Source organism: Amycolatopsis sp. NPDC051903 (genome assembly GCF_044452505.1).
Taxonomy (GTDB): domain Bacteria; phylum Actinomycetota; class Actinomycetes; order Mycobacteriales; family Pseudonocardiaceae; genus Amycolatopsis.
Genome location: NZ_JBITBT010000026.1, coordinates 57,362 through 83,435 on the forward strand (window position 1 = coordinate 57,362; position 26,074 = coordinate 83,435).

Annotated in this window: 26 protein-coding genes and 1 pseudogene; 9 read left to right on the forward strand and 18 right to left on the reverse strand. The window is 70.7% G+C overall.

Annotated features, from left to right (window positions below; all coding sequences use genetic code 11):
* Positions 1 to 33 precede the first annotated feature (33 nt).
* The 5 genes from ACIA77_RS36720 to ACIA77_RS36740 all read right to left on the reverse strand — a co-directional run bounded on the left by ACIA77_RS36720 (position 34) and on the right by ACIA77_RS36740 (position 5,148).
* A complete protein-coding gene (locus tag ACIA77_RS36720) occupies positions 34 to 2,334 on the reverse strand; it encodes a xanthine dehydrogenase family protein molybdopterin-binding subunit (RefSeq protein ID WP_395890690.1) in 2,301 nt (766 codons plus the stop codon).
* On the reverse strand, positions 2,334 to 2,810 hold the full coding sequence (locus ACIA77_RS36725; protein ID WP_395890691.1) for a (2Fe-2S)-binding protein: 477 nt from the start codon (positions 2,808 to 2,810) through the stop codon (positions 2,334 to 2,336). Before ACIA77_RS36725 ends, ACIA77_RS36720 begins: the two co-directional genes overlap by 1 nt.
* Positions 2,807 to 3,598 carry an FAD binding domain-containing protein gene (locus ACIA77_RS36730; protein WP_395890692.1) on the reverse strand — a complete coding sequence of 264 codons (792 nt, stop codon included), beginning with the start codon at positions 3,596 to 3,598 and terminating at the stop codon, positions 2,807 to 2,809. The genes ACIA77_RS36725 and ACIA77_RS36730 overlap by 4 nt, the downstream gene beginning before the upstream one ends.
* Positions 3,598 to 4,059, reverse strand: coding sequence for a CoxG family protein (locus tag ACIA77_RS36735; RefSeq protein ID WP_395890693.1), 462 nt, complete (start codon positions 4,057 to 4,059; stop codon positions 3,598 to 3,600). Before ACIA77_RS36735 ends, ACIA77_RS36730 begins: the two co-directional genes overlap by 1 nt.
* 66 nt (positions 4,060 to 4,125) lie before the next feature.
* Entirely contained in the window at positions 4,126 to 5,148 is a 1,023-nt protein-coding gene (locus ACIA77_RS36740) for an LLM class flavin-dependent oxidoreductase (protein ID WP_395890694.1), read from the reverse strand.
* A 414-nt stretch (positions 5,149 to 5,562) separates the two neighbouring features.
* Here ACIA77_RS36740 and ACIA77_RS36745 point away from each other — a divergent pair, with 414 nt between their 5' ends.
* The 5 genes from ACIA77_RS36745 to ACIA77_RS36765 all read left to right on the forward strand — a co-directional run bounded on the left by ACIA77_RS36745 (position 5,563) and on the right by ACIA77_RS36765 (position 10,026).
* A complete protein-coding gene (locus ACIA77_RS36745) occupies positions 5,563 to 6,435 on the forward strand; it encodes an ABC transporter permease (protein ID WP_395890695.1) in 873 nt (290 codons plus the stop codon).
* A 45-nt stretch (positions 6,436 to 6,480) separates the two neighbouring features.
* Entirely contained in the window at positions 6,481 to 7,521 is a 1,041-nt protein-coding gene (locus ACIA77_RS36750) for an ABC transporter substrate-binding protein (protein WP_395890696.1), read from the forward strand.
* Entirely contained in the window at positions 7,518 to 8,336 is an 819-nt protein-coding gene (locus ACIA77_RS36755) for an ABC transporter ATP-binding protein (protein WP_395890698.1), read from the forward strand. Before ACIA77_RS36750 ends, ACIA77_RS36755 begins: the two co-directional genes overlap by 4 nt.
* Positions 8,337 to 8,829: 493 nt before the next feature.
* Entirely contained in the window at positions 8,830 to 8,994 is a 165-nt protein-coding gene (locus tag ACIA77_RS36760) for a hypothetical protein (protein WP_395890699.1), read from the forward strand.
* Between the two features lie 78 nt (positions 8,995 to 9,072).
* The gene (locus tag ACIA77_RS36765) at positions 9,073 to 10,026 is read left to right on the forward strand and encodes a teichoic acid biosynthesis protein C (protein WP_395890700.1); all 954 of its coding nucleotides are present in this window, start codon (positions 9,073 to 9,075) and stop codon (positions 10,024 to 10,026) included.
* Here ACIA77_RS36765 and ACIA77_RS36770 read toward each other — a convergent pair.
* Both ACIA77_RS36770 and ACIA77_RS36775 read right to left on the reverse strand, forming a co-directional pair.
* Positions 10,019 to 10,567: a dihydrofolate reductase family protein gene (locus ACIA77_RS36770; RefSeq protein WP_395890701.1), complete on the reverse strand. Its 549-nt coding sequence runs from the start codon at positions 10,565 to 10,567 to the stop codon at positions 10,019 to 10,021. The genes ACIA77_RS36765 and ACIA77_RS36770 overlap by 8 nt on opposite strands.
* 62 nt (positions 10,568 to 10,629) lie before the next feature.
* Positions 10,630 to 11,679, reverse strand: coding sequence for a bile acid:sodium symporter family protein (locus tag ACIA77_RS36775; protein ID WP_395890702.1), 1,050 nt, complete (start codon positions 11,677 to 11,679; stop codon positions 10,630 to 10,632).
* Between the two features lie 97 nt (positions 11,680 to 11,776).
* On the opposite strand from ACIA77_RS36775, the gene ACIA77_RS36780 reads away from it, so the two are divergent.
* Positions 11,777 to 12,625, forward strand: coding sequence for a LysR substrate-binding domain-containing protein (locus tag ACIA77_RS36780; RefSeq protein WP_395890703.1), 849 nt, complete (start codon positions 11,777 to 11,779; stop codon positions 12,623 to 12,625).
* A 43-nt stretch (positions 12,626 to 12,668) separates the two neighbouring features.
* Here the strand turns inward: ACIA77_RS36780 and shbA are convergent, their stop codons facing one another.
* Both shbA and ACIA77_RS36790 read right to left on the reverse strand, forming a co-directional pair.
* Positions 12,669 to 13,250 carry an RNA polymerase sigma factor ShbA gene (shbA, locus tag ACIA77_RS36785; RefSeq protein ID WP_395890770.1) on the reverse strand — a complete coding sequence of 194 codons (582 nt, stop codon included), beginning with the start codon at positions 13,248 to 13,250 and terminating at the stop codon, positions 12,669 to 12,671.
* A gap of 186 nt (positions 13,251 to 13,436) precedes the next feature.
* Positions 13,437 to 14,156, reverse strand: a pseudogene (locus tag ACIA77_RS36790) (hypothetical protein); the annotation flags it as partial.
* Between ACIA77_RS36790 and ACIA77_RS36795 the strand changes: the two are divergent.
* Positions 14,140 to 14,409: a WhiB family transcriptional regulator gene (locus ACIA77_RS36795; protein WP_204094955.1), complete on the forward strand. Its 270-nt coding sequence runs from the start codon at positions 14,140 to 14,142 to the stop codon at positions 14,407 to 14,409. The pseudogene ACIA77_RS36790 and the gene ACIA77_RS36795 sit on opposite strands and share 17 nt — an antisense overlap.
* Before the next feature lie 256 nt (positions 14,410 to 14,665).
* Here ACIA77_RS36795 and ACIA77_RS36800 read toward each other — a convergent pair whose 3' ends face one another.
* Genes ACIA77_RS36800 through ACIA77_RS36810 form a run of 3 tightly spaced genes read right to left on the reverse strand, consistent with a single transcriptional unit; the run spans position 14,666 to position 17,871 of the window.
* Positions 14,666 to 15,658, reverse strand: a complete 993-nt coding sequence (locus ACIA77_RS36800; RefSeq protein WP_395890705.1) for an RNA polymerase subunit sigma-70 — start codon at positions 15,656 to 15,658, stop codon at positions 14,666 to 14,668.
* Between the two features lie 14 nt (positions 15,659 to 15,672).
* Entirely contained in the window at positions 15,673 to 17,229 is a 1,557-nt protein-coding gene (locus ACIA77_RS36805) for an MDR family MFS transporter (protein ID WP_395890706.1), read from the reverse strand.
* Between the two features lie 33 nt (positions 17,230 to 17,262).
* The gene (locus ACIA77_RS36810; protein ID WP_395890707.1) at positions 17,263 to 17,871 is read right to left on the reverse strand and encodes a TetR/AcrR family transcriptional regulator; all 609 of its coding nucleotides are present in this window, start codon (positions 17,869 to 17,871) and stop codon (positions 17,263 to 17,265) included.
* A gap of 100 nt (positions 17,872 to 17,971) precedes the next feature.
* Between ACIA77_RS36810 and ACIA77_RS36815 the strand changes: the two genes are divergently transcribed.
* Positions 17,972 to 18,715, forward strand: coding sequence for an SDR family NAD(P)-dependent oxidoreductase (locus tag ACIA77_RS36815; protein ID WP_395890708.1), 744 nt, complete (start codon positions 17,972 to 17,974; stop codon positions 18,713 to 18,715).
* Positions 18,716 to 18,922: 207 nt separating this feature from the next.
* Positions 18,923 to 20,158 carry an LCP family protein gene (locus ACIA77_RS36820; RefSeq protein WP_395890709.1) on the forward strand — a complete coding sequence of 412 codons (1,236 nt, stop codon included), beginning with the start codon at positions 18,923 to 18,925 and terminating at the stop codon, positions 20,156 to 20,158.
* A 28-nt stretch (positions 20,159 to 20,186) separates the two neighbouring features.
* Here the strand turns inward: ACIA77_RS36820 and ACIA77_RS36825 are convergent, their stop codons facing one another.
* The 6 genes from ACIA77_RS36825 to ACIA77_RS36850 all read right to left on the reverse strand — a co-directional run bounded on the left by ACIA77_RS36825 (position 20,187) and on the right by ACIA77_RS36850 (position 26,072).
* Positions 20,187 to 21,377, reverse strand: a complete 1,191-nt coding sequence (locus ACIA77_RS36825; RefSeq protein ID WP_395890710.1) for an acyl-CoA dehydrogenase family protein — start codon at positions 21,375 to 21,377, stop codon at positions 20,187 to 20,189.
* Position 21,378: 1 nt separating this feature from the next.
* Complete coding sequence (locus ACIA77_RS36830) at positions 21,379 to 22,341, reverse strand: 3-hydroxyacyl-CoA dehydrogenase NAD-binding domain-containing protein (protein WP_395890711.1); 963 nt, start codon at positions 22,339 to 22,341, stop codon at positions 21,379 to 21,381.
* A gap of 2 nt (positions 22,342 to 22,343) precedes the next feature.
* Positions 22,344 to 23,084, reverse strand: coding sequence for an acetoacetate decarboxylase (locus tag ACIA77_RS36835; protein WP_395890712.1), 741 nt, complete (start codon positions 23,082 to 23,084; stop codon positions 22,344 to 22,346).
* 5 nt (positions 23,085 to 23,089) lie between these two features.
* Positions 23,090 to 23,854, reverse strand: coding sequence for a crotonase/enoyl-CoA hydratase family protein (locus ACIA77_RS36840; protein ID WP_395890714.1), 765 nt, complete (start codon positions 23,852 to 23,854; stop codon positions 23,090 to 23,092).
* A gap of 29 nt (positions 23,855 to 23,883) precedes the next feature.
* Positions 23,884 to 25,038 carry a CaiB/BaiF CoA transferase family protein gene (locus ACIA77_RS36845; RefSeq protein WP_395890715.1) on the reverse strand — a complete coding sequence of 385 codons (1,155 nt, stop codon included), beginning with the start codon at positions 25,036 to 25,038 and terminating at the stop codon, positions 23,884 to 23,886.
* Positions 25,039 to 25,163: 125 nt separating this feature from the next.
* Positions 25,164 to 26,072 (reverse strand): LysR family transcriptional regulator, encoded by a 909-nt coding sequence (locus tag ACIA77_RS36850; RefSeq protein ID WP_395890716.1) that lies wholly within the window; start codon positions 26,070 to 26,072, stop codon positions 25,164 to 25,166.
* Positions 26,073 to 26,074: the final 2 nt, after the last annotated feature.

Consider the following 26,074-nt stretch of genomic DNA (forward strand, 5'->3'; position numbering starts at 1 on the left):
ATCCGATCCAGCGTACCGCAGGCGGTTTCGCGCTCAGTCGTCGTCGATCTCCGGGAGATCGTTCATCAGCCGCCACACGCGTTCCGGTGTCAGCGGGAGCCGGTCCGGCCAGCGGCCGACGGCGCGGGCCACCGCTGAGGCCACGGCGCTGCCCATCGGGTTCAGCGCGCCCTCACCGGCCCCCTTGGCGCCGTAGGGCCCGATCCCGTCGCGGCGTTCGGCGAGCATGGTGTCGATCCGCCGCGGCAGATCGCCGATCCGCGGCACCCGGTACTCGACGATGTTCGGGTTGAGCAGCTGCGGCCCGTCGTAGACCAGTTCCTCGTACAGCGCGCTGCCGAGCCCCTGCGTGGCGGCGCCGAGATCCTGTCCTTCCACGGCCCGTGGGTTGATCGCGAAGCCGACGTCGGCGACCGTCGCCAGCTGCTCCACCGTCACCACGCCGGTGTCGGGATCCACCGACACGCCGACCCCGACCATGCCGATTTCCCAGAACGGCGGCATCTTGGCGGTCGCGCCCTCCCGGCGGACGAGCCCGACTCCGGTCACCTCACCGGCGTTCGCGCCGAACCAGCGGCTGATGATCTCGCCGTAGCCGAGCGTGGTCTGGTCCAGCGACCGCAGGGTGCCGTCCGCGGCGGACCAGTCACCCGGGTTCGTGCCGGTGACCTCGGCTGCCATGGCGCGCAGCTTCCCGAGCGCCTCGGCGCACGCCCGCTGCACGGCCATGCCCGCGAGCGTCGTCGTCCGGCTGGCCCCGGTCGTGCGCTCGTACGGACCGGCGGAGCCCGCCTGGCTCACCTCGACCACGTCGAGCTCCACCCCCAGCTCCTCCGCCGCGATCTGCGCGAGAGCGGACCGGCTGCCCTGGCCCATTTCGGTGGAGCCCGACGCCACCACGACCGAACCGTCGGTCTGGATCCGGACTTGCGCCGTCGACACCGGGAACGCCCCGGCGTCCGACGCGGTGCAGCCGACCCCGACGCCGTAGCCCGACTCGGCGCGTTCGCCTTCGCGCAGCGACGTTTCGAGCATCGCCAAGTCCGCGATCAGGTCGGCGTCCACGCCGCGTTTGCCGCGCACGATCTCCTCACCCGGTTTGGCGAGGTTGCGCCGGCGCAGCTCGAACGGGTCGATGCCCAGTTCGGCGGCGGCCCGGTCCAGGTTGAGCTCACCCGCGAACGCGCCCTGCGGCGTGCCGAAACCGCGGTAGGACGACGCGGGGGAGGTGTTCGTGTACAGCGACCGCCCGCGCACCCGGAGGTTCGGCACGCGGTACGGCCCGAAGCACCGGTTGACGGCCTTGGCCAGCACGAGCGGGCTGTTGTCGGCGTACGCGCCGGAGTCGAGCACGATGTCGAACTCGCGGAAGACCAGCGTGCCGTCGGCGGTGAACCCGCTGCGCACGCTCACCTCGGCCGAATCGGCGCGGGTGGTGTAGATCGCGCCTTCGACGTCGAGCACGACCTTCACCGGACGGCTGGTGACCCACGAGCCGACGGCCGCGAGCGGTTCGACCTTGGTGTAGGACTTCGAGCCGTAACCACCGCCGAGGTAGGGCGCCGTCACGGTCACCTTCGTCAGGGGCAGGCCGAAGATCCGCGCGAGGTCCGCGCGCACCATGAACGGGTGCTGCGCCGAGCTCGTCACGTGCAGCCGCCCGTTCTCGAACGAGGCCACCGCGTTGTACGGCTCCATGGCGTACGCGTAGAGCATCGGGAACCGCGCGGTGCTCGCCACGACGACGTTCGCCTGCGCCTGCGCGGCGGTGACGTCACCCCACTCCAGCGAGGCCTCGTGCGCGATGTTGTCCGCGGCCGGCGTGCCTTCACCGGTCTCGCCGGCGCCTGCGGCCATGGCGGTGAACGATTCGTCGGGGGTCGACGGTGCCCTGAGTTCGTGCACCAGCGGCGCGCCGTCGGCGAGCGCTTCCGCCGCGGACATGACGGCGGGCAGTTCGGTGTAGGACACCTTCACGAGCTCGGCACCGTCGGCCGCGGCGGCCGGTGTTTCGCCGAGTACGAGGGCGACCGGCTCTCCGTAGTAACGCACTTTCCCGGTGGCGAGGATGCAGTGGTCGGCCACGATGTGCCCGAACCGCGCGAACAAGCCTGCCAGGTCCTCGGCCACGACGACCGCCGCGACGCCGGGGCTGGCGAGCGCCGCCTCGCGGTCGACGGCGTCGATCAGCGCGTGCGCGCGGTCCGCACGCACGACCTTGGCGTGCAGCGTGCCGGGCGGGACGACGTCCACGGTGTAGACCGCGGCACCCGTCACCTTCTCGTAGAGGTCCCGGCGCTTGACCGACGAGCCGACGAAGCGGTGGTCGCTCATCACTCGCCCCCTTCGCCCGCGGCCACCGACAGCACCGCGTCCACAATGGACCGGTAGCCGGTGCACCGGCAGATGTTGCCTTCGAGGTGGTGCACCACCTCCTCCTCCGTCGGGTTCGGGTTGGTGTCCAGCAGCGCCTTCGCCATCAGCAGGAAACCGGGCGTGCAGAACCCGCACTGCAGCGCGAAGTTCTCGACGAACGCGGTCTGCAGCGGATGCAGGCCATCAGGTCCGGCGAGGCCCTCCACGGTCTGCACCTGCTTGCCGTCGACGTCGGCGGCCAGGTACGTGCAGGAGCTCACGGGTGTGCCGTCCACCAGCACGGTGCAGACCCCGCACACCTGCAGTTCGCAGCTCACCTTGGTGCCGGTCAGGCCGAGCTCCTCCCGCAGCAGTTCGGCGAGCGTGGTGCGGTTCTCGACCCGGCGGACCACCGCGGATCCGTTCACGACGGTGTTCAGCTCACGTGCCCTCATCGTGTCCTCTCCTCGCACGCGGTCGCGGCGCGCCGGGCGTAGACGGCGGTCACGTGCCGCTTGTACCGGACGGAACCGGCCAGATCGGGGATCATCTCGATGCCTTCGGCGAGCGTGGCGAAGTCCGGCGCGCCCGGCCCGTCGTGGTCCACCACCACGGGCCGTTCGGCGACGGCGCCGACGGCCAGCCGCAGCCCGGTCGCGGTGCGCACCGCCGCGACGCCGACGGTCGGGCGCTCCGCGGTCTGCAGCTTCAGGTACGCGCCCTTCGGCGCGGGCAGCGGGATCGACACCTCGGTGAGCAGCTCGTCCGCCTCGCGGTCGGCCCAGTAGGCGCCGAGCAGGAAATCGGCCACCGCCACGGACCGCGTGCCGCGCGGGGACACCAGCGTCACGGCCGCGTCGAGCGCCGCCAGAACCGTGGTCACGTCGGATTTCGGCTCGGCGAAGCACAGGTTCCCGCCGATCGAGCCCTGCGCCCGCACCCGGGCGTTGCCCACGTGGTGCGCCACCGTGGCCAGCAGCGGCACCTCGGCCGTCACCAGCGGGTGCCCCGCCACCTCGGCGTGGGTGGTGCTCGCGCCGAGGACCAGCCGGCCGTCTTCACGGCGTACGCCGCGCAACGCGGCCACCCGCTTCACGTCCACCAGGACCGCGGGCCGCAGGAGCCCCATCTTCATGGCCAGCAGCAGTTCCGTGCCGCCGCAGTAGGGCACCGCGTCCTCGCCGAGCAGGGCCACCACGTCGGTGACCGCGTCCGGCCGCTCCAGCTCGAACGGCGGCAGCATCAGCGCCCGCCCAGCGCGGCGACGGCGTGCCCGGTGAACTCGTCGAGGATCTTCGCCGCCTTCTGCCGGATCATGCCCGAACCCAGCGTTGCCACCTTGCCCACCACTTCGTAGGTGCCCGCGACGCTCACCGTCGTGGCCCCGTCGTCGCCGGTGGCCAGCTGCAGGGTCGCGTCGATGCCGATCCGCGACGAGACCTGCCGGTCCTCACCCGCGGCCCGCACCCGGATCCGGCGCGGTTCCTCGACCTCGCTCACGGCCACGTCGAGGTCGGCGCGCAGCCGGAACGGGCCGAGCCGGTCCATCAGCACGGCCTGGTAGCTCTCCAGCGGGCTGAGTTCCTTGACGTCGTCGAGGATGCCGACCCAGCCGGCCAGCCGCGCGACGTCGGTCAGGACGCGCCAGCACGCCGGTGGATCCGCGGGCACGGTGAACTCACGCGCGAAGGAAGTCGTGGGCACGGCTCACACCTCTCGGGTCGGCGGTGTCTTGTGGGCGGGAACGTCTTGCGGGGACGGGGAAACCGGTCACCGGAACTCGGGCAGCACGTGCGTGGACCACAGGGTCATCTGCTCGATCAGCTCGTCGAGGGAGGCGTAGAGCAGTTTCAGTTCGAAGTGCGTGACCCCGGCGTCGACGAACTCGGCGACCCGGCGGCGGACGTCGTCCACCGACCCGAAGATGTGCCGGTCGAGCGCGAACTGCAGGTCGTCGACGTCGCGTTCGTAGGTCATGCTGCTCTGGCGGACCGTCGGCAGCGCGCGCTTCAGCGCGACCTCGCGGTCCTCGGCGATCGTCGCCAGCTTCTCGACGGCGATCACGATCTTTTCGCCGTCGCGGCCGGCCTCGTCCGCGGCGCGCCGCACGACGTCGCGGCCCCGCGCCATCTCGGCCGGCGAGAGCCAGCCGGGGATCCAGCCGTCACCGAGCCGTCCGGTGCGCACGGCCGCGCGGTCGGTCCAGCCGCCGACCCACACCGGCGGGTGCGGCGACTGCAGCGGCTTCGGGAACACCTCGGCGTCGGTGAACTTGATCGTCCGGCCGGCGTAGGAGGCGAGCGGCTCGGTCCAGATCGTCTTCATGACCTCGACGTACTCGTCGGTGAGCTTGCCCCGGTCGGAGAAGGGAACCTGGAACACGTCGAACTCGCTGGACGATTCGGTCGCCTTCGAGCCGAGGCCCACCCCGACGATGAGCCGGCCGCCCGTGAGGTGGTCGAGGGTGGCCGTCTGCTTGGCGGCGTAGATCGGGTTGCGGGTCGGCATGACCAGGCACGCCACGCCGAGCTTCACGGCGGTCGTCTTCGCGGCCAGGTAGGCCAGCGTGGTGAGGGACTCGTAGAAGTCCGCGGTCTGGTCGTCGGCGAGCGCTTCGGCCGAACCGGACGAGATGTGGTGGCGGTGCATCCGGGAGCTCCAGACCACGTGGTCGTGCACCCACACCGAATCGAAACTGAGCTGCTCCGCGGCCTGCGCGACGCGGACCACGTTGGCCACGCTCGACAGGGGGCCGGAGTTGGGAACGCGGACACCGAACTCGATGCGAGTCATCAAGGCTCCCGTTAGTGGATTCTGGATTCAATCACTGTAAGCCGGTGCGCAAGCAGGCAGCAAGGGTGAACTTCCTGCGACAGCAAGGATTACTTCGTCTATACCACTCGGATCCACTGCCGTTCCCGATCATTGCGAGCCGTCAAGGGGCACCGCTTTCCGGTGGGCAACCGTCGGAGTGGGTGCTCGTATCCGGTTGCCGAACCTCGAGGCGAACCTGTCGTGCTGTGCTGCGAAAAGCCTTACTGGACAAGATCTTTATCCGCTTCGACGCGTTAACGGCCAGGCGAATTCCGCCGCACGATCGTCACACGGCCGTAGCAACCGCGCCTTGACTCAAGTGGATTCAGTATCCATCATGGTTGCCTCACGCACCTCAGCACACACACCACCCTCGAAAGACAGGGGTAGCTGATGGCATCTCGGGTGACGAACGAATCCCCACCGGACCTCGCCGCGCACGACGACGAATGGGCCGACGACGAGTGGGACGAATCCGAAGTGGAGGCCCACGACCGGCGCCGGCGCCTGCTCACCCGGGGCCTGCCGATCGTGTCCGTGGTCGTCTTCCTCGTGCTCTGGCAGATCGTCGGCAACCAGATCGACCCGATCCTGCTGGCCACCCCGGTCAACGTGATCAAGGCGTTCTGGGAGCTGGTCGTCGGCGGGCAGCTCGGGCCGGCGTTCGGCACGGCCATGGGCGACCTCGCCGTGGGCTACGGGCTGGCCGTGGTGGTCGGGATCGCCGTCGGCGTCGTGATGGGCCGCAGCCCCGTGGTCGAGCGGGTGCTCAACCCGTACGTGAACTTCTTCCAGGCCACGCCGTTGATCGCGCTCGTGCCGCTGGTGGTGATCTGGTTCGGGGTCGCGTTCGAAGCGCGCGTCGCCGTCACGTTCATGCTGGCGGTCTGGTCGATCATCATCAACACCGCGAGCGGGGTCAAGGAGACGCCGCGGATGCTCATCGACGTCACGCGCGTCTACAAGTTCAACCGCTGGCAGACCGTTTCGAAGGTGGCGCTGCCGAACGCCGTGCCGAGCATCTTCGCCGGGCTGCGGATCGCGTTGGGCAAGGCGCTCATCGGCATGGTGATCGCGCAGATGGAGATCAGCGTGACCGGGCTCGGGGGACTGGTCACGGACTACGGCAACGCGTTCAAGACCGCCTACCTGCTCGCCGGTGTGTTCACGGCTTCGCTCGTCGGCGTGATCGCCGCGGCGGTGCTGGAGATCGTGCGCCGCGTGCTGTTCTCGTGGACCCAGGGCGAGGACCTCGGTCGCGGCTGAGCCCGCGACACTCCCCCGTTTTCCCTTTCCCCCAAGGAGTTTGCCGTGCCGATCGCCTTCTCGCGCCCACCGCGGCGCCTGCGCGCCACCCTGCTCGCCACCTGTGCCGTCGCGCTCGCCGCCGCCGGCTGCGCCGGTCACGGTTCCTCGTCGGCCGGCAGCAGCAGCGGCGGGCTGTCCGGCTCGCGCTTCACGCTGATGCTGCAGAGCACCGCCAACGCCAACAAGGTCGTCGAAGTCCACGCGGTGAACGAGCTGAAGAAGCAGGGCGTCGACGCGTCCGTGAAGTGGAACGACAGCAGCCCGAACATCGCCATCACCCAGCTCAAGACCGGGGACATCGACGCCTACTCCGAAGCGGTCACCGGCGGGGTGAGCGCGGTCGAAGCCGGCGTGCAGCTCAAGGACTTCGCGCTCGCGCAGCCCCGGCAGGACTACGTGTTCCTGTCCAAGGACATCGCGAGTCTCGCCGATCTGCGGGGGAAGAAGATCGGCGTGCAGGACACCACGGGGGTCAACTACGCCCAGGCGCTGCTGCTCGTGCAGAAGGCGGGGCTGACGCCGAAGGACGTGAGCATCATCGCCGTCGGCGGGCAGAGCTCGCGGCTGCCGGCGCTGGTGGCGGGCCGCGTCGACGTGACCATGCTGAGCCACGCGGCGCAGCTGCAGCTCGAGCCCAAGGGGTTCAAGACGGTCATGGACCTCACCAAGGAGGCGCCGAACCTCTACGACGACAACGTGTTCGCCACTCCGGACTGGCTGGCGAAGAACGAACCGCTCGCCGTCGCGTTCAACAAGGCGCTGCTCGACTCGTACGTGTGGTTCAACGACCCCGCGAACACCGATGCGGTCGTGAACGAGGCGCTGCAGATCCAGCCGGCGGCCGACCGGGCGCAGACCGCGCAGCTGTTCACCATGCTGCGCCAGGCCAACGCCTACCCCGTCGGCACCATCCTCGACACCGGCCTGCTGGACCAGCAGCAGAAGCTGTACCTGCAGGCGGGCGCGCTCAAGGCGACGGCACCGGTGACCCAGTGGGCCGACGCGTCCTACGCTCAGAAAGCGAAGGGGAACGGCCAGAAATGACGCACGCGACAACCGGCGCGACCGTGGTCGTGTCCCGGGTGGGCAAGCGCTACTCGCGCCGCCGCGGCTCGGCGAACGTGACCCTGCGCAACGTCAACCTCGAAATCGCCTCCGGTGAGTTCGTCAGCCTGGTCGGCGCGTCCGGCTGCGGGAAGACGACGCTGATCAGGATGATCGCCGGGCTCGCCCCGTACAGCGCGGGCTCCATCACCGTGGACGGCACCGTGGTGCGGGGCGTGCCGAAACGGCTCGGGTTCGTGTTCCAGGACGCGGCGCTGATGCCGTGGCGCACCCTGCGCGACAACGTCGTGATGGGCCTGAACGAGACCGGCGCCGACCTCGACCGCCGCACGGTCCAGGCGAAGGTGGCGGAGAAACTCGCACTCGTGGGGCTCACCGAGTACGCCGACTACTACCCGCGCCAGCTCTCGGGCGGCATGAAGCAGCGCGCCGGCCTGGCCCGCGCGCTGGTCAGCGAACCCGACCTGCTGCTGATGGACGAACCCTTCGGCGCGCTCGACGCCTTCACCCGGCTCCGGTTGCAGGAGGAGCTCGCCGCGATCGTCGCGGGGTCGAACACCACGACGGTGTTCGTGACCCACGACGTGGACGAGGCCGTGTTCCTGTCGGACCGGATCGTGGTGCTGACGCCCTCGCCAGGCACCGTGAAGGAGATCGTCCCGGTCGACCTGCCGAAACCCCGGCTGCGCCGCCAGGGCCTCCTCGACAACCGCCGCGCCGCCGAACTCCGCGACCACGTCCTGCGGCTGGTGATCGAGGACAACGTGCCTTCCCGGCCCCTCGCGAAGACCTGACCGGAGTTCGGCTCCCGCGCGGCCGGTGCTGTCGGGGCACCGGCCACCCGGAATACGTGCCGGCCGGATCGTGCGCCGCCACCGGTCCGCGGCGCTGTCGCGCTCCGATGCGCCCACGCCGAGGTGAGGCCGGGCAGTCTGTCGCCATCGGGTGCCGCGAGATCTTCTTCGACCACGCCTGCGTCCCCGACGCGCGGCGGCTCGGCGACGAAGGCGGCGATGTCCCAGAGGATCGTGTGCAGTGCACCGGTGGAACCGTCGGTGAGGAAGGTCCGGAAGGCCGACTGGATCCCGTGCGGGACCGACGAAACGAGGTCCTGCACCGTGCCGCTGGCCTCGCCGTCGGCGAGGTCGGCGGGTGACTTGCCGGACGCGGTGGAGGGCTGCGCGCCACCGGTGGAGAGCTTGTTCGACACCAGGCTGACGAGCACTCCGTCGGCCAAGGCGATCACGACGACTTCGCTCGACCTCCACCGGCACCACCGGGCTGCAGATGCTGCTGCTGACCGTGCCCGGTTGCGACGTAACCGACTCCGTCAGCGTGCGCGAGGCGGCTCGAGAGGTGGCGCCGGTCGTCCGATTCCTCGCCAGTCCGGAGGCGTCCTTCCTCACCGGGACCGTGATGCCGGTCAGCGGGGGATGCGGATTGGTCAACTGACCTCGGTTTGTACGGCCGTTGTACGCCCCCGGAGCACCGTGGCCCCCTGACCACGTCATGCAGGGAAAGGGGACCACGATGCACGAATTGTCACGCCGGGCCGCGCTGCGGGCCGGGGGTGGGCTGGTGGCCGCGACGGCGCTGCTGGGCGCCGGGGTGGCGAGAGCGGGGGCGGCGACGGGCACCGTCCCGGGTTCGCAGTACTTCGACCTGACCCAGCCGTCCTACGACCTGTTCCGCGGCAAGGTGCTGCACGAATCGCACCACGTGATGCAGGGGTTCACGTTCGACAACGTGAACCGGCGGCTCTTCGTCGTGCAGGCGCAGAACGGGACGTCCGGCGACGACCTGTGCGTGAACCAGCTGAGCTTCGACGGGCAGCTGCTCGGGGCGATGCACCTGAACGGGGCCGGGCACGGGGTGTCGATCGGCGTGGAGGCCGTCGGGAGTGATTCGTACGTCTGGATGGAGTGCGATTCCGACTCCACCGGCACCGACGGGCGCGGCACGGCGCTGGCACGCTTCAAGTTCGTCAACGGCGGCACGCCGTCGGTGAAGAAGTTCCTCACGGGCAGCAAGACGATCACGTGTGCGACGGACCCGATCAACAACCGCCTCCTGGTGCGCCGCAGCGAGAACGGCGCGTTCTGGTTCAGCCTGTACTCGCTCGCGGACGCCGCGGCCGGGAACTTCACCCGGCCGCTGGCGCACTTCCCGCAGCCCGCGCTCACCGATCACACCGTGACGTTCCAGGGGTACGCGGTCTACGGCCAGTACCTCTACACCCTCGACGGCACCGGCCACGACGACCCCGCGGACATCGATTCCTACGTCACCTGCGTGGACATGAACACGGGCACCGTGAAGAGCCGCGCGTTCACCAAGGCGGGCAGCACCCTGGTGTACCGCGAACCGGAGGGCCTGGCGATCTACCGCACGGTGGCCGGCGAGACGCGGCTGTTCCTCGGCTTCGGCTCCCGCGACGGCGTCGACCGCTACGCCAACATCTTCTACAAGAACGTCCTCATCTGACGTCCGATGTGGACGGTACCCGCGCCCACACGTTCGCGACGCGCCCGGCGTGGCTCAGCTCCACGGGTTCGAGCCGCACCGGGTCGCCGCCGGGGCGGGAGAACAGGCGGACGCCGTCGCCGAGGAACACCGGGGCCACGTGCACGAGCACCTCGTCGAGCTCCCCGGCTTCGAGGCAGCTTCGGGCGGTGGTGGCCCCGAGCACCGCGACGTACCCGTCGCCGGCGGCGGCCTTCGCCGTGGCCAGTGCCGACGCGAGGTCGGCGCGGAAGGTGAAGCCGGGCTGGGCCGTCGCCGGGTCGGCGGAGGTGAGCACGACGATCGTCCCGCGCCAGCGGCCGCCGTACACCTCGCCCGCGGCCGTGGTGGCCGGCGCGTACGTGCGCCCGCCCATCAGCGCCGCCCCGATGCGCGGCAGCAGCCGCTCGACGGCCGGGTTGGGCACCCCGTCACCCACCCCGAGCAGCCACGACACGTCGTCGCGGGGGCGGGCGATGAAGCCGTCGAGCGACATCGTCACGTGGTACAGGACCGTGCTCATGGAACCTCCCGGAGAATTCGCGGACGCCCGTACCGACTCCGGCGCCCGCGAAAACTCACCGGTCAGCCCGCGGCGACCAGCTCACCCTGCTCGTCGGTGTCTTCGTCCGAGGCCGCGGCCTGGCGCGCGTAGCGGCGGGCCATCGCAGCGCACACGATCAGCTGAATCTGGTGGAACAGCATCAGCGGCAGCACGATCAGGCCGACCTGCCCGTGGCCGAACAGCACGGTCGCCATGGGCAGTCCGCTGGCCAGGCTCTTCTTGGACCCGCAGAACACGATCGTGATCCGGTCGGCGCGCTCGAAGCCGAGCAGCCGCGCGCCGACGCTCGTGGTCGTCAGCACGGCTGCCAGCAGCACCACGCAGACGCCCAGCAGCACGAACAGCGGCCCGAGGTCCAGCTTGTGCCAGATGCCCTCGGTCATGCCCTCGCTGAACGCCGTGTACACGACCAGCAGGATCGACCCGCGGTCCACGAGCTTCAGCGGAGCCGAGTGCCGGGTCACCCAGCCGCCGATCCAGCGGCGCGCGAGCTGACCGGCGACGAACGGCACCAGCAGCTGCAGCACGATGTCCAGCACCGCCGAACCGCTCACGCCCGGCCCGTCCGTGGACAGCAGGAGCGCGACGAGCAGCGGGGTCAGCACGATGCCGAGCAGGTTCGACACCGACGCGCTGCAGATGGCCGCGGCCACGTTGCCCTTCGCGATCGACGTGAACGCGATCGACGACTGCACCGTCGAAGGCAGCAGGCACAGGAACAACACGCCCGTGTAGAGCGGCGAAGTCAGCAAACCGGGCGAGAGGAACGAAGCGGCGAGGCCCAGCAACGGAAACAGCACGAATGTGGCGGACAGCACAGTCACGTGCAGGCGCCAGTGCCGCAGCCCGTCGAGCGCCTCCTCGCTGGAAAGCCGTGCGCCGTAGAGGAAGAACAACAAGCCGACGGCGATGTTCGACGCGATCCCGAACCCGGTCGCGGTCGCGCCGGAGGCGGGCAGCAGCGAGGCTACGCCCACGGTGCACAGGATCGCGGCGATGAACGGGTCGATCCGCAGCTTCGCCAGCAAGGCGGAGACGGGGCGGGTCAGGGGGGCGAGCACAGTCGTCATGGAGCTCCTTTCTCCACCATTCTCCGGCGCGGTGCGATCATTCGGAACCCCGATGACCGTACTCACTGTCATTGTGGACGCCGATAAGATGTGACGCATGCTGGATTCGCGGCTGTGCCGGTCGTTCCTCGCGGTGGCCGAAACCCGCAGCTTCACCGCGGCGGCCCGCCGATTGGGTGTGGGCCAGCCCACAGTGAGCCAGCACATCCGGCGGCTCGAACGGGAAGCGGGCGGCCTGCTGTTCCAACGCGACACCCACGCCGTGGACCTCACCGCGCGCGGGCAGGCGATGCTGGGCTTCGCACAGACCATTGTGGACACCGAGGACCGCGCGGCCCGCCACTTCCGCGGCACGCTGGTGCGCGGGCGCGTGCGCTTCGGCGTCTCCGAGGACTTCGTGCTCGACGAGCTGCCGGAGATCCTCGCGCGGCTGCGGCGCAGTCACCCGTTGGTGGACGTGGAGCTGCACGTCGAACTGTCCGATGTGCTCGCCCGCCGCCTCGCCGAGGGCCGCCTCGACCTCGTGCTCGGCAAGCGCCGCCCCGGCGCCGGCGGCGACGGCCGCGTGCTGCGCCGCGAACCGCTGGTGTGGATCGGCTCGACGGCCACCGTGCTCGAACCCGGCCAGCCCGTGCCGCTCGTGCAGTACCCGATGCCGTCGGTCACCCGGCAGCTCGCCGTGGAGGCCCTCGAACGGGCCGGCCTCGAATGGCGCGCGGCCTGCCTCACGTCCAGCCTCACCGGCCTGCGCGCCGCGGCGGCCGCCGGCCTGGGCATCACGGTCCACGCCCGCAGCCTCGTCCCGCCCGGCCTCATCGCCCTCCCGGCCGAGCTCGGCCTCCCGGACCCCGGCGACGTCGAGATCGTCCTCCTCTCCCGCGACGCGACGGCCGGCCCGGTGGAGACCCTCGCGGAGTTCGTGGCCGCGAAACTCGCGGGCGCGTGAGCAGTCCGTCCAGGCGGGTGACGGTCGTCCTGAAGCGGGCGGCTCAGGCCGGCTCGCCGGACAGGAGGGTGCGCAGCCGTAGCAGGGCGCGGTGCTGGGCGACGCGCACGGCGCCCGGGGAGGAACCCACGGCGTCCGCCGTTTCCTCCGCCGTGAGGCCGACCACGACGCGCAGCAGCACGATCTCCCGCTGGCGGTCGGGCAGCCGCGTGAGGAGGTGGCCGAGGTGGCCGCCGAGTTCGCCGAGCAGGGCGCGCTGCTCGGGGCCGTCGGCGGGGTCCGTGGCGTCCGGCGGTTCGGCCACCGGATCGGTCCGGTTGCGGGCCGCCGCACGGTGGGCGTCGGCGACCTTGTGCTGGGCGATGCCGTAGACGAAGGAGAGGAACGGCCGGCCCAGGTCGCGGTAGGCGGGCAGGGCGGAGATGATCGCGACGCACACCTCCTGGGCCACGTCGTCGGCCGAGGAGTAGGAGCGGTCGAGCCCGCCGATGCGGCCGCGGCAGTAGCGGACGACCAGGGGCCGGATGGCCGCGAGCAGCTGCGCGGCCGCCCGCGGATCACCGGCGACGGCGGCGGCGACCGGGGCGTCGTCGGCCCGCCAGTGGGCCGGGAAGTGCGGTGCCAGGTCCTTCACGGCGGCGAGCGCGGCTTCGCCGTCGAGGCCGCGGCGCAGCGCGGCGGCCAAGGCGTTGCCGGCTTCCAGCAGCAGGGTCACGAGGGTCTCGTCCTCGTCGACGGACAGCCGGCGTTTCAGCCGCTCCCGCGCATGACGCAGGTTCGAGCGCACGGTGTTGGCGGGCATGCCGAGCGCGGTGCCGATGGCCGCGGGGGCGAACCCGTCGAGCGACCAGGCCAGCACGGTCCGCTGCGTGTCCGGCAGCGTCGCGAGCAGCTCGACCCCCAGCGCGTTCTGCTCGACGAGTGCGGTCAGCCGGTCGCCCGGCGGGTCCCCGGCCCGGTCCGCGAACCAGGCCTGCTCACCGGCGTGCCGGGCCGCCGCCAGCCGCACCCGCGCCCGCGGGTCGCCCGGCTGGGGCCACGTGCCCGCTTCGCCGGCGAGCGCTTCGAGGGCCGCGTCGCGCGCGGCCGCGGGCTCCAGCCCCGTCTTGCACAGGAAGGCCACGAGCTGCGGGAATTCGGCGCGGAAGAACCCGTCGAACCCGTCCACCCCCGAGCTCCCTCCCAGCGCCGGAACCAGCCGTCGGAGGAACAGGTGCGGTGGGGGCGGCGCCAGGTGTAACGATTCGGTTTCGGCACCGTGTGTAGCCCCGCGTGTGCGGGGTACTTCCCCCTGCGCGAGCCACAAAAAATCGAGTGTGACCTGGAACCTTCTCCGGTGGGAACAACCGCCGTCGGTGGTAAGTTGGATATTCGGTTGCCCGCGGGCCCTACGGGGCCGGGCGGCAGCGGCCGAAAGCCCACCGAGCGCCACACCAGTTGTGCTGTGTCGTGCGCGCGCGGAGAAGTCGGTTGACCGAGAAACGACAATGTTCGACAGGAGGTGAAACGCGAAAATGGAACTCACGACCACCGGCTGGCTGTCCCGAGCAGCCTGTCAGGACGAGGACCCGGAACTGTTCTTCCCGATTTCCGACGTCGGCCCCGGAGCCCGGCAGGTCGCCCAGGCCAAGGCTGTCTGCGCGCGCTGCCCGGTTCGCGAAGCGTGCCTTTCCTACGCCCTCGACAACGGCTTGGACAACGGCATCTTCGGGGGGACCACCGAGCTGGAACGCCGGAAGCTGGTCCGCGCCCGCCCCGCCGCAGAACGGCATCGAGCCGCCTGACCGCGAGCCGGTGACCATTCCCGGCGGCGAGGGCGAGACTTTTCCCGGAAAACCCACTGGGGACCGGCTTGTGCCCGGGTGGTGACCTGATCCAAGGTCACCACCCGGGCATTTTCGTGCCCCGGACACCCCGTTGCCGGCCCCCGCTGGACGAAATGGGGACCTCGCTCAGCGCGAATGACCACGATCGACGGGCCGTCGCGGTGCGTCACCTCGCGCGCACCAAGCGTTCGGCGCTCCGTCGCCGCGCAAGGCGTCAATCGGCCAGCACTTCCGGCAACCCGTACGGCGCGAACGACGGCGTTTCGAAGGCCGCCATCGCCGTCACCACGCCGTCCTCCACCGTCAGCACGCTGACGCCGAAGCGGCGGAAGGCGTCGTCCCCGGGCCGCCGGACCCAGGTGGCCACCGCGGGCTGGCGGTTGGCGCGCACCGCCGTCATCCGGAACCAGCCGGTGAAGTACGGCGACGCCGGGTCCATGCTCGTGCGCAGCGCGGCGATGATCCGGTCCCGGCTGTCGAACCACAGCGCGTACGGCGGCATGACCGCGCGGGCGTCAGCGCGCAGGAGTTCGGCCACGGCGCCGACGTCGCCGGCCTCGTACGCGGCGATGAAGCGGCGCAGCAGAACCGCCTCGTCGGCGGACGGCGCGGCGACGGCCCACTCGGCTCGCCGGGCCGGCAGGCGCGTGCGCAGCGTTTCCCGGCCCCGCTGGAGCGCGCTGTTCGCCGACGCCACCGACGTCTCGAGCAACGCCGCCGTGTCCTTGGCGGACCAGTCGAGCACGTCACGCAGGATGAGGGCCGCCCGCTGGCGCGGCGGCAGGTGCTGGATGGTCGCGAGGAAAGCGAGTTCGATCGTCTCCCGCTCGACGACCGCGGCGCCGGTGTCGTCCGGGGCCGCCGCGTCCAGGAGCAGATCGGGGATCGGGCCGAGGAACGGCAGATCGAGCGCCGCCGGGAAGCCGCCCGGGTCACCGGCGGCCTGGAGCTCGTCGGGCAGCACGCGGTGGGGGCGGCGGGCCAGCGCGTCGAGGCACACGTTCGTGGCGATGCGGTACAGCCACGTCCGCAGGCTCGCCCGGCCCTCGAACCCGGCCCGGCCCTTCCACGCGCGCAGGAACGCCTCCTGCGTCAGGTCTTCGGCCTCCTCGAGCGAACCGCTCATCCGGTAGCAGTGCACCCGGATCTCGCGGCGGTGCCGCTCGAGGAGGTCTCCGAAGCCGGTTCCGGAATCGACGCTGTCCACGCCGGAACCGTAGCTCAGGCGGACTCCTCCGCGAGGCGTTCGAGCCCGCTCTGCGTCTTGAGCGGCAGGTGCTTGAGGAACGCCACCGCGACGACCACGAGCAGCGCGATCGGCGCCGCGATGAGGAACAGGTCGCTGGTCGCCGTGCCGTAGGCCTCGCGGATCACGTTCGCGATCGGCGCGGGCAGGTCGGCGAGGTTCGGCACCTTCTCGCTGCCGCCGCCGCTCGTGCCGGGCAGCGGGCCGAGGCCCTCGGTGATCAGCGTGGTGACGCGGTTGGCCAGCACCGCGCCGAGCGCGCTCACGCCGATCGACCCGCCGAGGCTGCGGAAGAACGACAGCGTCGAGGTCGCGGCGCCCAGGTCCTGGGCGGGCACGTCGTTCTGCGTCACCAGCACCAGGTTCTGCATCAGCATGCCGACGCCGACACCCAGCACGAGCATGAACAGGCTCAGCTCCAGCACGCTGGTGTGCGCGTCGAGCAGGCCGAGCAGCCCGAGACCGGCGGTCAGCAGCACGGCGCCGAGGATCAGGTGGCCCTTCCAGCGGCCGGTGCGGCTGATCAGCTGGCCCGACACGGTCGAGGACACGAGCAGCCCGAAGATCATCGGCAGGCTCATCAGACCGGCGACGGTCGGCGACTTGCCGAGCGAGAGCTGGAAGTACTGCGACAGGAACACCGTGCCGCCGAACATCGCGACACCCACGAAAAAGCTCGCGATCGTGGTCAGCGAGACCGTGCGGTTGCGGAACAGGCGCAGCGGGATGATCGGCTCGCGCACCTTCGTCTCCACGAACACCGCGAGCGCCAGCACGACGACCCCGGCCGGCACGAGCACGCCCGTCTGCCACGAACCCCACGCGAACGACGAACCGGCGAGCGACGACCACACCAGCAACGTCGACACGCCCAGCATGATCAGGAACGCCCCGAGCCAGTCCACGTGCGCCTCGCGCCGGATCGTCGGCAGCTTCAGGGTGCGCTGCAGCAGCGCGATCGCGGCGAGCGCGAACGGCACGCCGAGGAAGAAGCACCAGCGCCAGCCGAGCCACGAGGTGTCCACGAGCACGCCGCCGATGAGCGGCCCGGCGACCGTGCCGATGGCGAACACGGCACCGAAGATGCCCGAGAACTTGCCGAGCTCCCGCGGTGACACGATCGCCGCCATGATCACCTGCGCCAGCGCGGTGAGACCACCGCCGCCGATGCCCTGCGCGACGCGGCTGACGATGAGCAGCTCGATGTTCGGCGCGAAGCCGGCCACGAGGGAGCCGACCACGAACAGGCCGAGCGACAGCTGGATCAGCAGCTTCTTGTTGTAGAGGTCGGAAAGCTTGCCCCACAACGGAACCGTCGCCGTCATCGCGAGCAGCTCCGTGGTCACCACCCAGGTGTAGGAGGCCTGCGAGCCGCCGAGCTCGGACACGATGCGCGGCAGCGCGTTCGCGACGACGGTCGAGGCGAGGATGGCGACGAAGATGCCCATCATCAGCCCCGACATCGCCTGCAGCACCTGCTGCCTGCTCATCGCGGCCGGGGCGGCGGGCGCCTCGGTTTCGGACACGGTCATGGAGATCCCCTCAGAAGTGCGTTCGTGGGTGGGTCAGTGCGGGTCGGCGAGCCCGGCGGCCAGCGTGGCCACCGCTTCGTCGACCAGGTCGAGCAGCGGGCGCGAGCCCCCGAGTTCGCGCCAGAGCATCAGGGAGGCGTTCAGCGCGCTGCCGAACGCCGAAAGCAGCAGCGACGGGTACAGGTCCTTCGCCGGGTCGGTCCCGCTGCGCTTCGCGATGGCCGCGATGGTCGGCTCGACGGCGTCGGAGTCGAGCGACATGGCGCGCAGCGTGAGCCCCGGGTTCTCCTTGATGATCCGGATACGGGTGAGCCACTCGTCGCGGTCCCGGTCGATCTCCGCCAGGTCTTCGCGCACGCTCGCGAGCAGCGCCTCGAGCGTGCTGCGCGTGGGCTCGACCTCGGCGAGCCGCTCGACCATCCGCAGGCTGCGTTCCGCGTGGTCGGCGTGCGCGATCACCACCGAGTCCTCTTTGGACGCGAAGTAGTTGAAGAAGGTGCGCGCGGAAACCCCGGCCTCCGCGGCGATGTCCTCCACCGTCACGTGGTCCAGACCGCGTTCACCGACGAGGCGCACGGCCGTCGTGGCGAGCGTGCGGTGCGTCTCGAGCTTCTTGCGCTCGCGCAGACCGGGGGAGGACACGCCGTCGAGAGTAGCGCGAAACTTTCACGATCTGCAAAGTTGCAGTTTGTGAAACGGGCCACCCGCGGCGGGCCCCGGCCGGGCTGGCAGACTGCCGCGCGTGAGCGGAACGGTGCTGGTGCTGGGCGGACGAAGCGAGATCGGGACGGCGGTCGCGCAGCGGCTCGCGGCGGGCGGCGCGCGGCGGTTCGTGCTGGCCGCGCGTCCGGGCGCGGACCTGGCCGAGCCGGTCGCGACGCTGCGCTCGGCGGGCGCCGAGGTGGTCGAGACCGCCGACTTCGACGCCGACGACCTGGCCGGCCACCGGCCGTTCCTCGACCGCGTGGCCGCCGAGCACGGGCCGCTGGACGTGGTCGTGCTCGCCTTCGGCATCCTCGGCGACCAGGCGCGCGCGGAGGCGGACGCGGCGCACGCCACCGCGATCGTCCACACCGACTACGTCGCCCAGGTGGCCGTGCTCACCCACACGGCGGAACTCCTGCGCGCACAGGGCTCGGGCAGCCTCGTCGTGTTCTCCTCCGTCGCCGGCGTGCGCGTGCGCCGCGCCAACTACGTGTACGGCTCGGCGAAGGCCGGCCTCGACGGGTTCGCGTGCGGGCTGGCCGACGCGCTGCACGGCAGCGGCGTCCACCTGCTGCTCGTGCGGCCGGGTTTCGTGATCGGCCGGATGACCGAGGGCATGGCACCCGCGCCGTTCTCGAGCACGCCGGACCAGGTGGCCGACGCGACGGTCGCGGGGCTGCGGCGACGGCGCGCGGTCGTCTGGGTGCCGGGAGTGCTCCGTCCGGTCTTCGCGGTCATGCGCTTTCTGCCGCGCGCCGTGTGGCGCCGCATGCCGCGCTGACACAGCGATCCGTGCGGCGCGTGCGCGCTTCGGCACAGCGCGTTGCGAAACCCCGTGGCACAGCTCACTTTCGGTCCACCGGGGCTCGGCCGAACGGGCACCATCACGTGTTTGCGACAAGATTCTCAGCTGATTCCCAGCTAACGCGGTGATCCTCGGACGTGGAGGTAGGGAACCGTCCTCCCGGGGAAGCAAGGGGATCCAGTCGTGCTGCTCACCTCCCGCGGTCGCCGCATCGGCGGCCGCGTCGTGCTCGGCGTGGTGTCGACTCTGGTCCTCGGCGCCACCGGGTTCGCGTGGTCCCAGCTGCACCGGCTCGACGCCGGCCTCGTCACGGCCGACGTGATCCCGCCCGCGGCGCAGCTGCCCGAGACGACAACCGGACAACCGCTCCAAGTCGCCCAGAACATCCTGCTGGTCGGGCTCGACTCGCGCACCGACGCCAACGGGAACCCGTTGCCGCAGAACGTGCTCGACTCGTTGCACGCCGGCAGCGGCGACGACGGCGGCGACACCACCGACACGATGATCGTGGTGCACGTGCCCGCCGGCGGAGCGGCCGCCACGGCGATCTCGATCCCGCGCGATTCCTATGTGGACGTCCCTGGCTACGGCAAGCACAAGATCAACTCCGCCTACAGCCGCGCGCGGGCCTCGGCCCGCTCGGAGCTGTCGGGGAAGGGCCTCAGCGGCCCGCAGCTCGAGGTGGCCGCCGACGCCGAAGGCGCGAAGTCCTCGATCGCGACCGTCGAAAAGCTCACCGGGCTCACGATCAACCACTACGCCGCGGTCAACCTCGCCGGCTTCGCGGCGCTGAGCCAGGCGGTCGGCGGTGTGCAGGTGTGCCTCAAGGCGCCGGTGCACGACTCCTACTCCGGTGCGAACTTCCCGGCCGGCGAGCAGACGCTCTCGGGTTCGCAGGCGCTCGCGTTCGTGCGCCAGCGCCACGGCTTGCCCAACGGTGACCTCGACCGCATCGCGCGCCAGCAGGCGTTCCTCGCCGGCATGGCGAAGAACGTGCTCGGCTCGGGCACGCTCACCAGCCCGGACAGGCTCTCCGCGCTCGTCGACGCGCTGCAGGGTTCGGTCGTGCTCGACAAGGGCTGGGACATCGTGAGCTTCGCCCAGCAGCTGCACGGCATCAGCTCCGGCACCATCGGGTTCGTCACGATCCCGGTGCTGAGCCTTTCGCTGGCGACCCCGGCCGACGGCGACGCGGTGAAGGTCGACCCGCAGCAGGTCAAGGCGTTCGTGCAGGACCAGCTGAACTCGCCGGCGGTGTCCGCGTCCGGCGGGGCGGGGGAGACGAGCACGCCGCACGGCAGCCACGGCGGGGTGCGCCCGATCGCCGTGACGAAAACGCTCGCACCGCCTTCGGACTCGCCCGCCGACAGCACGCCGCAGCAGCCGGTGGCGACGAACGCCACCGGCTGCGTGAACTGATCCCCGCCAGGCCTGATCCTGGTGATGCTCAGACGAAGGCGCTCTGGCCCGTGATCGCCTTGCCGACGATGAGCGTGTTCATCTCGCGGGTGCCTTCGAAGGAGTAGATGGCCTCCGCGTCGGCGAAGAACCGCGCGACGTCGTAGTCGAGCACGATCCCGTTGCCGCCGAAGATTTCGCGGGCCCGGGAGACGACCTCCCGCATGCGCGAGGTGACGAACGCCTTCGCGAGGGAGGAGTGCTCGTCCTTGAACACGCCGGCGTCCTGCAGGCGGGCCAGTTGAACGAGCAGGCCCCAGCTCGCGGTGATGTCGCCGAGGCTCTTCACCAGCAGGTCCTGCACCAGCTGGAAGCGCGCGATCGGGCGGCCGAACTGCCTGCGCTCCTTCGCGTAGTCCAGCGCCAGCTCGTAGGCGCCGATCATCACGCCCAGCGCCTGCCACGCGACGCCGCCGCGCGTGGCGCGCAAGATCTCCGCGACCCCGCGGAAGGAGTCGATCCCCTGCAGGCGGTTCGCCTCCGGCACCCGCACGTCGGTGAGGGTGATCTCGGCGTTCTCGACGATGCGGAACGCGATCTTGTTCTCGATCTTCGCCGGCGAGAAGCCCGGCGTGTTCTTCTCGACGACGAAACCCTTCACGTTGTCGTCGTCGACATCACGCGCCCACACCACGACGTAGTCGGCGAAGGTCGCGTTGCCGATCCACCGCTTGGTGCCGTTGAGGATCCAGCTGTCGCCGTCCCGCTTCGCGGTGGTGCGCATGCCACCGGCCACATCGGACCCGCCGAGCGGCTCGGTCATGGCGAACGCGCCGATCTTGTCCATCGCGGCCATTTCCGGGAGCCAGCGGTCGCGCTGCTCCTGGCTGCCGCCCGAATGGATCGAGTACATGGCGAGTCCGTTGTGGACACCGAAGAAGGTGGCGACCGAGGCGTCGGTGCGGCTCATCTCCATCGCCAGCATGCCGGTGAGCAGGTGGCTGGTGGCCGCGCGGTGTTCGCCGTAGCCCTCGTAGGGCAGGCCGGCGAGGCCGCTCTCGCGGAACTTCGCGATGAGTTCCTTCGGGAACGTGCCGGCGGCCCAGTTCTCGTTCACCAGCGGCTTGACCTCGTCGCGCAGGAAGGTGCGCGCCTTGAGCAGCAGCTTGCGCTCGTCGTCGGACAGCAGGGCCTCGTAGTCGTAGAAGTCGGCGACGAGCTGGTCTTCGAGCGTGGTCATGTCAGTTCTCCTCCTTGCGTTCCGCGCTGTCCAAAGCGGACAGGACGGCGAGCTGCTTGCGGTCGCGCGCCTCGGCGAGTTGCGAGTACGGGGAGGAGCCGTAAGCCTTTTCGACGGCTTCGACGAGCCGTTCGGTCTCTTCGGGACTCTGCGAGGGCTGCCCGAGGCCCGCCCACAGCTTCTTCATCGACACGCCGAGGTGCTCGGCCAGGTGCCGGTAACCACCGGGGCCGCCGCCCAGGTGCGAGCCGAGGAACGGCCCGACCGTGGCCCAGCGGATGCCGAGCGAGTTCGTCATCACGCGGTCGAGGTCCTCGGGTGTCACCACGCCCTGCTCCACGAGGTAGATCGCCTCGCGGCTGAGCGCGTTCTGCAGCCGGTTGCCGACGAAGCCGGGGATTTCCTTGCGCTCCACGACCGGCACCCGGCCGAGGAGCGTGTAGAAGGCGACCGCCGCCCGCACCGCGGCTTCGCCGGTGCGCTCGCCCGGCACGACTTCCACGAGCGGGATGAGGTGCGGCGGGTTGAACGGGTGTCCGATGAGGACGCGGCTCGCGTCGGCGAGGTCGCCGGTGAACGCGGTCGACGGGATCGCCGACGACGAGCTCAGCAGCAGCGCGCGCGCCGGAGCCGCGGCGACGAGCTGCGCGAACAGGTCCTGCTTGAACTCGAGGTTCTCCGGGCCGTTCTCCTGCACCACGTCGGCGTCGCGCACGGCGTCGGCGACGTCCGCGGCGAGGTGCACGCGGTCCGCGAGCCCGGTGACGTCGAGACCCTGCGCCGCGAGGTGCGGGGCGAATTCGGCCAGCGCCGCGGCGACGGCCTCGGCGAGATCGGGTCGTGGGTCGGTGACCTTGACCGTGAGGCCGTGCCCGGCGAACAGCGCGGTCCAGGAGAGGCCGATGGTGCCGGCGCCGATCACGGCGGCCGTTTTGAAGGCACTGCGGAACTCGGTGCTGCTCATGGTCAAGCTCCCTTGAGGTAGTCGTGGACCGGCGTGACCGGGGCCAGGGTCAGGTCGGTGAGGACGTGGCTCGCGGAGACGATCTCGCGCACCGGCAGGTCGGCCAGCGGGGCGAGCACGTGCTCGAACAGCTGCAGCCGCGCGGGCCCGGTCCAGGCTTCCTTCACGACCACGTCGGTGATTTCGGTGCGGACGAGCTCCAGCACGCGGGGCGCGCCGTCGTACCCGGGGACGACCTTGAGCATGAAGGTCGGCACGGTGATCTGGGCCTTTGCTTCGGCCGGATCGAGTGCGAAGTGCTTGTAGCCCATGGTCGCGGTCGCCACCCGCAGGGTGCCGTGGTCGAGCGTCCCGACCAGCGCGCCGTTGTCGACATAGAGCTTCGGCGCCCCGACGGTCTTCGGGTACGCGCTGACCTCGCGGCCCGACGCGGTGGCGGGGAAGTTGTCGAGGTACATGGCGTGCAGGTACTCGCCGCGCTCGCCGTCGAAGGTGACCGGGATCGCCTGGCCCGACTCGGTGTAGGGGCCGTAGCCGCTCACGTCGCCCATCTTCATGACCTCGAAGCGCACCAGCGGCTCGTCGATCCGCAGCGGCTCGGGCACGACGGCGCGCAGCGCATCGGGATCGGTGCGGTAGACGATGTTGAGGTATTCGCGGTTGGTGAAGCGCGGGACCACCGCGGGGAACGCGGGGTTCGTCAGCGGCGTGGTCACGTGCCGCAGGACTTCTTCTCGTTTCATCGTCGTCACCGTCCGGTCCACTCGGGCGCGCGGCGCTCGGCGAAGGCGGTCAGGCCCTCGCGGACGTCGGCTGAGCTCATCAGGGTCTTCAGCTCTTCGCGTTGCGCGGCGAACGCGTCCGGCTCGGGGGCCCCGTCGGCGGCGCGCACGATCTTCTTCACGGCGGCCAGCGCGAGCGGCGCGTTCTGCGTGACCGCTTCGGCCAGCCGCAGCGCGACGGCGGTGGCTTCGCCGGCCGCGACGACGCGGTTGGCCAGGCCGAGCTCGCCGGCCCGGGTGCCGGTGATCGGCTCGCCGGTGAGCAGCAGCTCCATCGCGAGGTGGTGCGGGATGCGCTTCGGCAGCCGGATCACGCCGCCGCCCGCGGCGATCGGGCCGCGTTTCACCTCGGGCAGCCCGAACTTCGCGTTCTCGGCGGCCACCACGAGGTCGCAGCCCAGCGCCAGCTCGAACCCGCCACCCATGGCCGAGCCTTCGACGGCCGCGAGCAGCGGCTTTGCCGGCCGAGTCTCGGTCAGCCCGCCGAACCCGCGGCCCCGGATCTCCGGGCTTTCGCCGGTCAGCGCGGCCTTGAGGTCCATCCCGGCGCTGAAGGTGCCTTCGGCGCCGGTGAGCACACCGGCCCGCAGGGCCGGGTCGTGCTCGAGGGTGTCCAGCGCGTCCGCCAGCCCGGCCGCGACGGCCGCGTTCACGGCGTTGCGAGCCTGCGGGCGGTCGATCGTGATCAGCCACGTGGTGCCGATCCGCTCGGTGCGCACTTCGGTGCTCATGACGTCACTTCTCTTCTGTCGCGGTGAGTTCAGCGGTTCGCGAGCTCGGCCAGCACGGCCTCGGTGTCCTGCCCGGCGAGCGGCGCGGGGCGGCGGATGGAGGCGGGCGTGGCGGAGAAGCGCACCGGGATGCCGACCGTGCGGATGCTGCCCTCGGTCGGGTGCTCGACCGTGTCGAGCAGGTGGCCTTCGCGCACGTACTCGTCCTCGTGAGCGCGGTCGAGCTCCAGGACCGGGGCGAACGGGATGCTGTGCTTCGCGCAGACCTCGGCCCACTCGGCGGTGGTGAGCGCCGGCGCGCACTCGTCGATGAGCTCCGCGAGGTCGTCGACGTCGGCGTTGTCGATCGCCTCGCCGTTCACACGCGGGTCCTCGACGAGGTCGGGACGGCCGGCGGCGGCGAAGAAATCGCGGAAGTTCCGCGGGTTGTAGGGGATCACGCAGGCCAGCCCGTCCTTCGTCGGCGCGGCGCGGTGGCCCTTCGACATCGACAGCGGGAAACCCGTGGGGCCCTGCGCCGGCTCGAAGACGTGCCCCGCGAGGTGCTCCACGAGGGTGAACGCGATCAGCGTGTCCGTCATCGGGATCTCGATCCGCTGGCCCTCACCGGTGCGGTCGCGGTGGTGCAGCGCGGCGAGCACGGTGTAGACGATGGTCAGCGACGAGACCTTGTCGCCCAGGATCGTCGGCAGGTAGACCGGCTTGCCGAGCGCGCGGTTCGCGATGTCGACCAGTCCCGACGCGGCCTGCACGGTCTCGTCGTACGCGGCGTTGCCGGCTTGGTCGGAGTCACTGCGGAAACCCTGCGCGTGGGCGTAGATCAGGCCCGGGTTGCGCTTCGCGACCTCCGCGTGGCCGAGGCCCAGCCGGGCCAGCGCGCCGGGGCGCATGTTGGTGATCAGCACGTCGGCGGTGTCGATCAGCTCCAGCGCCTTCTCCCGCTCGCCGGCGTCCTTGAGGTTGAGGGCGACGCTGCGCTTGTTGCGGTTCACGTTCAGGTTGAGCGGGGTCATGCCCGGTGTGGTGCGGTACGGGCCCGCGCGCACCGTGTCGGCGGGGGATTCGATCTTGATCACGTCGGCGCCCAGGTCACCGAGGATCTGCGCCGCGTAGGGGCCCATCACCACGGTCGAGAGGTCGATCACCCGGACTCCGTCGAGCGGTCCCGGCTTCGTGTCGTCCATCAGCTGTCCTTTCGCGCCTGCTGTTCTTGCTCTGCCACCGAAATTAGTCGTGGTGGCGCGAAAGGGGAATGATCAGATCGCGAAGAATGGTATGACCGCAGCGGTCACACCATTCTTGCGGTGGTTCAGCTGATGAGCGGCTCGGTGAAGATCCCGCGCGCCGCGGCGACGAGCTCGGTGAGGTCGCCGCTGTCGCCCCGGTCACGTCGCCAGACGAGGTTGGTGTCCAGCTGGGGGTGGAAATCCGCGAAGGGGAGCACGGCCACGTTCTCGAGCCGGTACAGCTGCATCGGGCTGGCCTCGTCGAGCATCGAAATGGAGAAGGCGAGGCCGGAGGAGATGATTTCGGAGACGCCCGAATAGCCGGTGTTCGGGAGCTTGAGCCGTTTTTTGATGCCGAGTGTCAGCAATTGGTGGTCGAGCTGCTCGAAATAGGCGGGTGTCGATTCTTCGGGCGACGCGAGGTAGGCGAAGTCCGTCAGCTCGCTCAGGTGTACGGACTCGCGCCCGGCGAACCGGTCCGCGGGCACGACGGCGCCGAGTCGCTCCGACATCACGGGCAGCGCGTCGAGCGCCGGGTCGGTCACGGGCATGCGCGCGAGTGCCAGCGCGAGGCGGCCGTCCAGCACGGCGTCGACGAGATCGGGGCTCGCGCCCGGCCAGCGCTTGAGCCCGAACCGCTCGCGCACCTGCTCGGCGAGGGCGCTCACGCGGTCGCGCAGCTTCGGGTGCACACCGGCGGGCATCCCGAGGAACACCGTGCTGCGCTGGGGTCGCGCCGCTTCGCGCAGCCGCCAGGGGATCGCGTTCACCTGGTCGAGCACGTCCCGGGCGAGCGGCAGCAACGCGCTGCCGGCGGGGGTGAGCGTGACGTGGTGGGTGCTGCGGTCGAACAGCTTCTGCCCGAGCTCGTGCTCGAGGTCCTTGATGCGCTGGCTCAGCGGCGACGCGGCCATGTGCAGCTTCCGCGCGGCGGCCGAGAAGTTGAGTTCCTCGGCGACGGCCACGAAGTAGCGCAGGTGCAGCAGTTCCACGG

What these genes read in the sequence shown, in the direction of transcription:
- ACIA77_RS36825 (WP_395890710.1), bottom strand. Translation starts at nt 21,377, where the DNA reads ATGACCACGCTCGAAGACCAGCTCGTCGCCGACTTCTACGACTACGAG.
- ACIA77_RS36740 (WP_395890694.1), bottom strand. Translation starts at nt 5,148, where the DNA reads ATGACTCGCATCGAGTTCGGTGTCCGCGTTCCCAACTCCGGCCCCCTG.
- ACIA77_RS36745 (WP_395890695.1), top strand. Translation starts at nt 5,563, where the DNA reads ATGGCATCTCGGGTGACGAACGAATCCCCACCGGACCTCGCCGCGCAC.
- ACIA77_RS36780 (WP_395890703.1), top strand. Translation starts at nt 11,777, where the DNA reads ATGCTGGATTCGCGGCTGTGCCGGTCGTTCCTCGCGGTGGCCGAAACC.
- ACIA77_RS36765 (WP_395890700.1), top strand. Translation starts at nt 9,073, where the DNA reads ATGCACGAATTGTCACGCCGGGCCGCGCTGCGGGCCGGGGGTGGGCTG.
- ACIA77_RS36805 (WP_395890706.1), bottom strand. Translation starts at nt 17,229, where the DNA reads ATGACCGTGTCCGAAACCGAGGCGCCCGCCGCCCCGGCCGCGATGAGC.
- ACIA77_RS36830 (WP_395890711.1), bottom strand. Translation starts at nt 22,341, where the DNA reads ATGAGCAGCACCGAGTTCCGCAGTGCCTTCAAAACGGCCGCCGTGATC.
- ACIA77_RS36755 (WP_395890698.1), top strand. Translation starts at nt 7,518, where the DNA reads ATGACGCACGCGACAACCGGCGCGACCGTGGTCGTGTCCCGGGTGGGC.
- ACIA77_RS36835 (WP_395890712.1), bottom strand. Translation starts at nt 23,084, where the DNA reads ATGAAACGAGAAGAAGTCCTGCGGCACGTGACCACGCCGCTGACGAAC.
- ACIA77_RS36725 (WP_395890691.1), bottom strand. Translation starts at nt 2,810, where the DNA reads ATGAGGGCACGTGAGCTGAACACCGTCGTGAACGGATCCGCGGTGGTC.
- ACIA77_RS36770 (WP_395890701.1), bottom strand. Translation starts at nt 10,567, where the DNA reads ATGAGCACGGTCCTGTACCACGTGACGATGTCGCTCGACGGCTTCATC.
- ACIA77_RS36795 (WP_204094955.1), top strand. Translation starts at nt 14,140, where the DNA reads ATGGAACTCACGACCACCGGCTGGCTGTCCCGAGCAGCCTGTCAGGAC.
- ACIA77_RS36760 (WP_395890699.1), top strand. Translation starts at nt 8,830, where the DNA reads ATGCTGCTGCTGACCGTGCCCGGTTGCGACGTAACCGACTCCGTCAGC.
- ACIA77_RS36730 (WP_395890692.1), bottom strand. Translation starts at nt 3,598, where the DNA reads ATGCTGCCGCCGTTCGAGCTGGAGCGGCCGGACGCGGTCACCGACGTG.
- ACIA77_RS36845 (WP_395890715.1), bottom strand. Translation starts at nt 25,038, where the DNA reads ATGGACGACACGAAGCCGGGACCGCTCGACGGAGTCCGGGTGATCGAC.
- ACIA77_RS36775 (WP_395890702.1), bottom strand. Translation starts at nt 11,679, where the DNA reads ATGACGACTGTGCTCGCCCCCCTGACCCGCCCCGTCTCCGCCTTGCTG.
- ACIA77_RS36720 (WP_395890690.1), bottom strand. Translation starts at nt 2,334, where the DNA reads ATGAGCGACCACCGCTTCGTCGGCTCGTCGGTCAAGCGCCGGGACCTC.
- ACIA77_RS36840 (WP_395890714.1), bottom strand. Translation starts at nt 23,854, where the DNA reads ATGAGCACCGAAGTGCGCACCGAGCGGATCGGCACCACGTGGCTGATC.